The following is a 9,671-nucleotide window of genomic DNA, read 5'->3' as shown; positions in this document are numbered from 1 at the left end:
CGGACGGGGGTCAGTCCCAGCGACCAGGACGGGATTTGCTTTTTTGCGCGGATTCAACACTTCCACGATAATTTGCGGCGAACCTTGAATCTCCAGCTCCACCTCCGGGTAGACGGAACGAACACGCTGGATCACTTGCATAATATCGATGACGATCAAATTTCCGTCTGTCGGCTTTACTTGATAAATCGGCATTCGCTTCAACGCTTCCTCGCGTTCCCCGTCCCAAAAAAGCTGGCAAATATCGCCCAAGGCAATCATCGCTTCCGGCTTGACGGCCAACCGCTTTCTCAGACGAAGAAACAGCGCGTCTTTCATGAAATCTCCTCCCTGCTACGAGCTACTCATTTATCCGGTAGTATGTACCCGCAGCCAAAACGCATACCCGAAAAGGTAGCGCTGAAAGAGCAAAGCACCGCACTGCCCGCATGAATACATGAAAAAACACCCAGGCGCGTTGGCTTGAGTGTTTTCGCACGTACATTCATTCATGCTATCAGTGTTCAATCTGATCCTTGATCGTTTGCAAAATGCGCTTTTCCAGACGCGAAACCTGGACTTGCGAGATTCCGAGCCGCTCTGCGACTTCGGATTGGGTCTGATCCTTGTAGTAGCGCAAGTACACAATGAGCTGCTCACGCTCGCTCAACCGACTGATCGCGTCTTTGAGCGCAATTTTTTCAAACCACTTGTTTACGCCCTCATCGGCGATCTGGTCGATCAGTGTAATCGGATCTCCGTCATTCTCAAAAACCGTCTCATGAATCGAGGAAGGCGCCCGATTCGCTTCCTGGGCAAACACGACTTCCTCCGGTGTGATCCCCACGGCTTCGGCTACCTCCGCGATCGTGGGTGCACGGCCAAATTGCTTGTACAGCTCATCCTTTGTTCGTCGTACCTTGTTCGCGGTCTCTTTGAGCGATCGACTTACCTTGACTGTCCCGTCATCACGCAAGAACCGTTGAATCTCTCCAATAATCATCGGCACCGCATACGTCGAAAAGCGCACGTCATAGGATAGGTCAAATTTATCTACGGCTTTCAAGAGGCCAATACACCCAATTTGAAACAAATCATCCGCTTCGTATCCACGGTTGATAAAACGCTGGACGACGGACCAGACCAGCCGGATATTGCTGTTCACAAGAAGCTCACGCGCATCGGTATCTCCAGCCTGGCTTTTGGCGATTAGCTCTTTCACTTGGTCATTGGTCAGAAATGGTTGACTCGCATTTTTGATATCGGCACCCATTGGCACTACCCCTAATTTTGCAAGGCTTTGGCAAACGACAGGCGTTTGGTCAAACGAACGGTTGTCCCTTTACCAACAGCCGTCGCGACTTCCAAAGAATCCATGAAATTCTCCATAATGGTAAAGCCCATACCCGAACGTTCCAGCTCAGGCTTGGTCGTATACAACGGCTGCATCGCCTGCTCCACATCCTCAATTCCTTTTCCGTTGTCTTCCACGACCAGATCAATGGCTCCCTCTTCGATCCGCACAGTAATATGTACGACCCCTTCCGGATTTTCGTCATAGCCGTGAATGATCGCATTGGTGACGGCTTCCGATACGACTGTCTTGATTTCCTCCAGCTCATCCATCGTGATATCGAGCTGCGAGATAAAGGAGGCGACAGCAATTCGTGCGAACGCCTCGTTTTGGCTCATTGCAGCAAATGATACGGACATAAAATTGCGCTGTACCTTCACTTACGCCACCCCCAGAACAAGCAGTGCATCTGCTTCATTTTCGCGGAACTTGATTACCTTGAACAGGCCAGACATTTCAAAGATCCGGTAAATGGTCGGGTTGATTGAGCACACGTACATTTCACCCGAACGGGCAGATATTTGCTTGTAGCGTCCCAAAATCACGCCGATACCGGAGCTGTCCATAAAGGCCAAATCAGCCAGGCTCAGCACGATATGACGAATGTTGGGGGTGCGCAAAAGTTCATCCACTTTGCTCCGCAGCTCTTCCGCTGTATGATGGTCCAGCTCTCCTTGCAGGCGGATCACCAGCACGTCTTGCCGGGTCTCCATCGCAATCCGCAAACTCATGGCTGACTCACTCCTTCTCCCTTGAATAAACCTCTCTTTCTGCTTCGGACAAACCAATTCCTGCCAGGCGACAAAAGAACAAAAAAATCGAGCAGCCGCGCCATCGCATTCGAGGCAACTCGATTCTTTTCGCGCTTTGTTGTCGTGTGTCAGTAGCTGATCAAAACACTCTTGGTTGTCCGCTTGAGAATCTCCCACATGTTTGCCTTATTCACTTGTTGCTCAGGCATCAGATCAATCCTGTTCACTTCGCGGCCGTCTTTTGTACGAATAAAAATGTGGCCGACGACCTGGTCTTTGGAAACCGGAGCGTTGACAGCAGGATTCATGACGATTTCTTTCGTGTACGTGTCCGCTGATTCTCCTTTTTTCATCAGCAAACTGACAGCGTGCGGCGTGACCACATTAATCTGTGGCACTTGCCCTTTGTCCACCGTGAGCGATTGAACCGCCTGGCCTTTTTTGTACATCGGCATCACCTGAAAATGGGTGAAAGCGTAATTGAACATGGTCGAAACTTCGTTGTTGCGCGTTTTGACATCCGGCTCGCCCATGACGACGGCAATGATCCGCATGTCGTTGCGCTTGGCCGTCGCGGTCAAACAATACTTGGCTTCGCCTGTATAGCCTGTTTTCAGGCCGTCTACGCCTTCGTAAAAGCGGACAAGCCGATTCGTATTGACCAGCCAGAAAGGACTTGCCGAATCCTTGCGCAAGTAATCCTGGTACGTGCCTGTAAACTTCGTGATCCCATCGTGCTTCAAAAGCTCGCGCGACATGATCGCGATATCGGCCGCAGAAGAGTAGTGATTTTCCGCAGGCAAGCCGTTGGAGTTGACAAAGTGCGTGTTTTTCATCCCTAGTTGTTTGGCCCGCTCGTTCATGCGGTTCACAAAGCCCTCTTCCGTGCCGCCAAGATGCTCAGCCATCGCTACCGAGGCGTCGTTTCCGGAAGCGATCGCAATTCCTTTGATCATGTCTTCCACGGTCATTTCTTCGCCCGGTTGCAAAAAGATTTGCGATCCCCCCATCGAAGCCGCCCGTTCGCTGGCCCTGACCTTATCTGTAAATTTAAGCTCTCCCCGCTCCACCGCCTCCATAATCAAGAGCATCGTCATCACCTTGGTGATGCTGGCGGGTGGCATTTTTTCATTCGCATTTTTTTCGTACAAAACCGTTCCTGTATCTGCTTCGATCATAATGGCAGACGAGGCATGCGGGGCAAAATTCATCTCCCCTTGTTGCGGAGCCGCTTTTTCTTTTGCCAAAGCACCCATCGGAGAAAAGATGGTTACAAGCATGATGAAGCAAGAAGCCAAGTATCCTATCCGTTTCATAGCAGTCTCTTCCCTCCATTCATGGTTTTATTCTCACCCAGGGGGAAGGAAAATATTCACAAGAAAAAACCCTTCCACATTTCGCAGAAGGGTTTCGTTTTAGATCACAAACCGGCTGACGTTCTCGGTCAAGTCGTCTGCCATCTTTTTCAGTTGTTCCACATTTTCATTGATGCGTGCAATCGAATTGAGCTGCTCATCGACCGTCTCGACGACGCCTGAGATCGAATCGCTGATCTCATCCGACATGCTTGCCAGACGTTGCATCGAGTTGGTGACCACCTGATTGCCCGCAGCCATTTCCTCAGATGTCGCCGTCATCGATTCGCTCTGCTCGGCAGCCGATTGAATCTCGGCTACGATGTTTTGGAAGGTCGTACCCACAGACTCGACAGACTTCAGTCCGCCGCCGACCATGGTGACGATTTCGTCCATGTGCTTGCTCATGTCCATCGCTTCGTCGTTAATCGAATGGGCAATCGCCGCAATCCGCTCGGAGAAAGAACTGCTCTCCTCGGCCAGCTTGCGCACTTCGCTCGCTACGACAGAGAAGCCGCGTCCGGCATCGCCAGCGCGTGCAGCTTCAATCGCCGCGTTCAACGCCAGCAAATTGGTCTGCGATGCGATACTCGTAATCATTTCGACAATGCTGGTAATCTCGCGCGCACGCTCGCGCAAACTGTGCATCTGCGTAGCGGTACGCTCTACCTCGTCTGTCGCCTTGCGAACGGTATCGATTACGTTTTCCACCAGCTGCATACCGCCCTGGGCACGCTCAAACGTCCGTGTCGTCGCAATAGACGTCGACTCCGCTGCAATCGCTACCTGCTCAACCCCTTGCGAAATCTCGGAGACGGTCGTTGCCGTCGCCTGCACTTCGTTGGTTTGAGTGGACACGCGCTGCGCGATCGTCGAGATGTTATCCGTAATGACGCTGATTGCCCCTTTGTTGTCCTGGGCAAACTGCGTCAGTTCGTCAGTCGCCACGTTCAACTGGGTTGCTTGTCCTTGTACAAGCGCAATCAGCTTGCGCAACTCGGCAGCCATCTCATTCATTTTGCGGCCGACCATCGCCAGCTCGTCATTGCCGTTTACTTTGACATGAACATCGAAGTGACCGGAGCCGATGCGATCCATGTCTCTTGCAATCGCAAACAGCGAGAGGCGAATCCGCTTGGCGAACCACCAGATTGCCCATACAGACAAGCCGATAATCGGCAGGCTGAACAGGACAAAGTACAGCCACATTCCGTTTACTTCCCCGTATACTTCATCGCTGCCTGTCGACAGGACGATATTCCACTTCAACAGTTGAATCGGTGCAAAAGCTGCAAAGGAGCCTTTGCCGTGATCGGAATACAACAAGCTGTTGCTTGTATCGTGCTTCATCAGTTCGAGCATTTCTGCGTAGTCTGCTTGTCCCGCCAAAACAAGCTTGTTGTTGTTTTGCGGGTTTTGGTGCGCCACAACCAGACCATCCTGGCGAACAACAAAAGCGTAGCCATTTTGCATGAAGGAGATTTCAGGGATTTTCTGGATCATTTGATCGATCGTGAATCCGACAATAAACAAGCGGCTCTTGTCGCTGTTTTTCTCTCCTACAGGTGTCGCAATATAAAGAAAACTTTTATTAATGCCTTCAGCGATTTCCTCGTCAGAAATGACCGTTTTCCCGGTACTCATGACCCTTTGGAAATACTGCTTTTGCTTGAAGTCGATTTCGTTTTTCCCGGTCAACGAGTAGAGCGATTTCCCGGTATTGCTGTCTACTAAGTAAATTTTGGAGATTTCCTTATGGGATTGACGCATGAGCGTGAACTGCTCCATGATCAGCGGCTCCAGCTCTGTCATCATCACGCGCTTGGATGCTGTCGATTCGCTCGTTTTGACGATCGTCTGTATCCAGTCTTCCATGCTGGCTGCGTGCTGCTCTGCCAACATTTTTGCTTGCTTGGATGTAATGGAGAACAAAGTTGATTTGGAGAAAGAAAGCGCTATGTATTGCAAAGAACCAATAATGATAAGTACAAGAATCAGGCCAAAGACTATCATCTTTGTTGCCAGGGAGCCGCGCAGTTTTTCCGTTGCGAGCAGGCTCTTGATGTTTACTTTACCTGAAAGCGAGAATCCAGCCCCTTTCTTTTTCCATTTCGGCGACAAAAATCGGCTCATGATGCTGCCCCCTTTTCATACCCTACATTTTACCAGTAATGGTGTTGAAAAAAAATACCCCTGAGAAAGCTATCAAGGGTACTTATACCCCGTTTTCCAAGTGGTAAAACCTCCATTTATGAAAGGGAAGCGAGTCCCGGTCAGACTCAACCGAGAGCTCGCTTTCTTCATGAAAGGACTAGTTGTACAAATGACAAGCAGCGAAGTGTCCTGGCTCGACTTCCTTCCATACTGGCACAGAAGCAGCGCATTCCGGCATTGCTTTCGGGCAACGCGTGCGGAAATGGCAACCGCTTGGCGGGTTCATTGGGCTTGGCACGTCGCCTTGCAGGACGATGCGCTCACGGTTGCGCTCGATCTCTGGGTCTGGAATCGGAATTGCAGACAGCAGAGCTTGCGTATACGGATGAAGCGGCTTTTCATACAAAGCATCACTTTCAGCCAATTCAACCATTTTACCCAGGTACATAACGGCTACACGGTCCGAAATGTATTTTACCATCGACAGGTCATGGGCGATGAACATGTATGTCAGGCCCATTTTTTCCTGAAGCTGCTCAAGCAAGTTGACAACCTGCGCCTGAACGGATACGTCCAGCGCGGAAATCGGCTCGTCACAAACGATGAATTTCGGTTCTACCGCCAGCGCACGGGCAATCCCGATCCGCTGACGCTGACCACCGGAAAATTCATGTGGAAAACGGTTCATATGCTCAGGGTTCAAGCTAACCAAAGAGAGCAGCTCTTGGATGCGCTCTTTGCGCTTTTGCCCGGATGCCAGATTGTGAATGTCCAGCGCTTCGCCGATGATGTCTCCAACCGTCATACGCGGGTTCAAGGAAGCGTACGGGTCTTGGAAAATCATTTGCATGTTTCGGCGCATCGCCTTCATTTCCTGATGATTCAAATTCATGATGCTTTTGCCTTCAAAGAGGACGTCCCCGCCAGTCGCGTCATATAGACGCAAAATCGTACGACCCGCGGTGGACTTCCCACAGCCTGATTCTCCTACAACGCCGAGAGTTTCTCCCCGTTTAATTTCAAACGAGATATCATTCACAGCTTTCAGAGTATTATCTCCAATGGAAAAGAACTTTTTCAAGTTGCGTACTTCAATGAGTGTATCGCGGTTATCCACTGTTTACCCTCCTCCTACGATCCTGCGTGGTTCTGAGCGAGCGGATGCTGCAACCAGCAAGCTGCTCGTTGGGTCGTGCTGATTTCGTTCAACTCAGGATCGATCTCCTGGCAAACACGCATAGCCGATTCGCAGCGAGCGGTAAAACCACAGCCCACTGGCGGACGCAGAAGATCCGGTGGAGTTCCGAAAATCGGCGTCAGCGGCTCGTCGCGGTTCAAGTCCAGGCGCGGTACAGAGCGCAGCAGACCTTTTGTATACGGGTGTTGCGGATTGTAGAAAATGTCATCTACCGTTCCGGTTTCAATCACTTTCCCCGCATACATAACGATAACGCGGTCACACATCTCGGCAACGACACCCAAGTCATGTGTAATGAGGATAATGGAGGTACCCGTTTTCTTTTGGAGATCTTTCATCAAATCCAAAATCTGAGCCTGAATAGTTACATCCAAAGCTGTTGTCGGCTCATCTGCTATCAACAGCTTGGGCGAACAGGCGAGGGAAATAGCGATCATCGCCCGTTGGCGCATACCGCCGGAAAACTCGTGTGGATATTGCTCCACACGTTTTTCCGGTTGCGGAATGCCAACCATGGTCAACAGTTCAATCGCACGATCACGAGCAGCTGCGCGGCTCATGTTTTGGTGCTTGATCAAACCTTCTGTGATTTGGTTCCCGATGGTCATCGTTGGGTTCAACGATGTCATCGGGTCTTGGAAGATCATCCCGATATCTTTCCCGCGGATGGATTCCATTTCTTTATTGGACTTTTTGACGATATTCTCTCCATTGAAGAGGATTTCGCCTTTTTTAATATCGCCTGGCGGCATCGGGATCAGCTTCATGAGGGTTTGAGCGGTTACGGATTTACCGCAACCGGACTCCCCTACAATCGCTACTGCTTCCCCGCGATTTACGTGAAAATTAACGCCTCGTACTGCTTTCACTTCACCTGCATACGTATGGAAGGAAACATGCAGGTCTTTTACTTCGAGAATGCGTTCCATAACGATGATCCCTCCTATTTACGCAGGCGTGGGTCTACTGCATCGCGCAGACCGTCACCAAACAAGTTGAATGCCAAGATGGTCACGGAGATGAAAATGGCCGGGAACATCAGACGCCACGGATAATACTTCATGGCAGGCAAGCCTTCAGAGGACATGGTTCCCCACGACGCAACCGGCGCCGCTACCCCCAGACCGATAAAGGACAGGAAGGACTCTGCGAAAATCGCAGAAGGTACAGTCAAGCTCAGTGTAACGATGATTGGACCCAAAGCGTTTGGAATCAAGTGTTTGAAGATCAGGCGACCGCTGTCAGCACCAAGGGAGCGAGCTGCCAGGACGAACTCCTGTGATTTGAGCTGCAAAATCTGCCCGCGCACAATCCGGGCCATCCCAATCCACCCCGTTATCGTCAAGGCGATAATAATCGTTCCGACCCCCGGGGATAAGACGACCATCAGCAAAATAACAACGAGCAAGTAAGGAATAGCGAACAAAATATCAGCGAAACGCATCATCAATTCATCTACTTTTCCGCCGTAGAAACCAGCGATACCGCCCCAGATTACACCAATGATCAAGTCGATGAAGGCAGCAGCAAGACCAACCTCCAAGGAAATACGAGCACCATACCAGATACGGACAAACATGTCGCGACCGAGGTCATCGGTACCAAACCAGTGTTCAGCAGACGGCTTTTTGTTTTTGCCCGCCAGGTCTGTAGTGAAATAGTCATTGGAAGACACCATCGGGATGACGATTGCACATACCATCAGTGCAACGATAAAAATCAGGGAAGCCATAGCAACTTTATTCATTTTCAAGCGACGCCATACATCCGCCCAGAAAGAAAGGCTAGGACGCTTGATCGCTTCAGCTTGACGAAGATCGACTGAAACCGGTTGAAAATGCTCTTTAGTCAATTGCTGCATGTTCACATTACTCCTTTCCTGCGTCTGCCAGTTTAATTCGTGGGTCTACCAAGGTATACGCCATGTCTACGATCAGAATCATCACAACGAGGATGATGGAGTAGAAGACCGTTGTCCCCATGATAACCGTGTAGTCACGGTTAGTGATAGACAGTACGAACTCACGACCCAGACCAGGAACACCAAAGATACGCTCGATAACGAATGCACCAGTCAAGATGTTGGCAATCAGTGGACCGAGGTAAGTAATAACAGGCAGCAAGGCGTTACGAATAGCGTGCTTCACTGTGATAGTGAAAGTGTGAAGACCTTTCGCTTTTGCCGTTTTGATGTAGTCTTGTCCAAGAACTTCAATCATATTGGAACGCGTCAAGCGGGCGATAAAGGCCATTGGCGACGCGGCGAGTGCGAGAGATGGCAAAATCGTGTACTCGAAACCTTCCCATTTTGCGATAGGCAGAAGGCCCCATTGAATCGCGAAGAAATACTGATAAAATGATGCCAAGATGAATCCTGGAACGGATAGCCCCAAAACCGCTATCACCATGGCGGAGTAGTCTTGCCACTTGTTATGCTTCAGTGCGGCAATTACCCCAAGGATGATACCCCCGAAGATTGCAAGAAGCAGTGCTTGTGCGCCCAAGTGAGCAGATACAGGGAAACCACGATTGATCATTTCGTTTACAGTAGAAGATTTTTCTGTGAACGATGGGCCAAGATCCCAAGTAACGACACCCTTCAAATATTCGAGATATTGCTCATGCATTGGCAAATTGAGTTTGTATTTAGCCTCAAGAGCTGCTTTGATCTCATCCGGAACGTTTTTCTCTGATGTAAATGGTCCACCCGGTACCGCTTTCATAATGAAGAAGGTGGCCGTTACAATCAGGAAGAGCGAGATGAGCATGAAGATGATGCGCTTACCAAGATAACGGATCAACTAACTTACCCCCTTGACAGATTTTGAATGCTTTCACGTCCCATCTTTACACTGCGGACGTTACCGACACAGTGCAAA

At 50.1% G+C, this 9,671-nt stretch carries 10 protein-coding genes; all 10 read right to left on the bottom strand.

Going from position 1 to position 9,671, the window contains the following annotated elements:
* Positions 1-318 (bottom strand): stage V sporulation protein AA (locus EDM60_RS22100; RefSeq protein ID WP_208715235.1); only part of this gene is annotated, 318 nt, incomplete at its 3' end.
* Between the two features lie 178 nt (positions 319-496).
* A complete protein-coding gene (sigF, locus tag EDM60_RS22095; protein WP_063226883.1) occupies positions 497-1,252 on the bottom strand; it encodes an RNA polymerase sporulation sigma factor SigF in 756 nt (251 codons plus the stop codon).
* An 11-nt stretch (positions 1,253-1,263) separates the two neighbouring features.
* A complete protein-coding gene (gene spoIIAB, locus EDM60_RS22090) occupies positions 1,264-1,692 on the bottom strand; it encodes an anti-sigma F factor (RefSeq protein WP_173598839.1) in 429 nt (142 codons plus the stop codon).
* Between the two features lie 21 nt (positions 1,693-1,713).
* Positions 1,714-2,064 carry an anti-sigma F factor antagonist gene (gene spoIIAA, locus EDM60_RS22085; RefSeq protein ID WP_063226881.1) on the bottom strand — a complete coding sequence of 117 codons (351 nt, stop codon included), beginning with the start codon at positions 2,062-2,064 and terminating at the stop codon, positions 1,714-1,716.
* Positions 2,065-2,213: 149 nt separating this feature from the next.
* Positions 2,214-3,401: a D-alanyl-D-alanine carboxypeptidase family protein gene (locus EDM60_RS22080; RefSeq protein ID WP_122965883.1), complete on the bottom strand. Its 1,188-nt coding sequence runs from the start codon at positions 3,399-3,401 to the stop codon at positions 2,214-2,216.
* Between the two features lie 99 nt (positions 3,402-3,500).
* On the bottom strand, positions 3,501-5,573 hold the full coding sequence (locus EDM60_RS22075) for a methyl-accepting chemotaxis protein (RefSeq protein WP_122965882.1): 2,073 nt from the start codon (positions 5,571-5,573) through the stop codon (positions 3,501-3,503).
* 178 nt (positions 5,574-5,751) lie between these two features.
* The gene (locus EDM60_RS22070) at positions 5,752-6,711 is read right to left on the bottom strand and encodes an ABC transporter ATP-binding protein (protein ID WP_122965881.1); all 960 of its coding nucleotides are present in this window, start codon (positions 6,709-6,711) and stop codon (positions 5,752-5,754) included.
* A 14-nt stretch (positions 6,712-6,725) separates the two neighbouring features.
* Positions 6,726-7,721, bottom strand: coding sequence for an ABC transporter ATP-binding protein (locus EDM60_RS22065; RefSeq protein WP_063226877.1), 996 nt, complete (start codon positions 7,719-7,721; stop codon positions 6,726-6,728).
* A gap of 14 nt (positions 7,722-7,735) precedes the next feature.
* The gene (locus EDM60_RS22060) at positions 7,736-8,653 is read right to left on the bottom strand and encodes an ABC transporter permease (protein ID WP_122965880.1); all 918 of its coding nucleotides are present in this window, start codon (positions 8,651-8,653) and stop codon (positions 7,736-7,738) included.
* Between the two features lie 7 nt (positions 8,654-8,660).
* The gene (locus tag EDM60_RS22055; protein WP_063226875.1) at positions 8,661-9,593 is read right to left on the bottom strand and encodes an ABC transporter permease; all 933 of its coding nucleotides are present in this window, start codon (positions 9,591-9,593) and stop codon (positions 8,661-8,663) included.
* Between the last annotated feature and the right edge of the window lie 78 nt (positions 9,594-9,671).

This window comes from Brevibacillus parabrevis (assembly GCF_003710905.1).
GTDB lineage: Bacteria > Bacillota > Bacilli > Brevibacillales > Brevibacillaceae > Brevibacillus > Brevibacillus parabrevis.
This window is presented reverse-complemented; position numbering and strand designations above follow the sequence as displayed.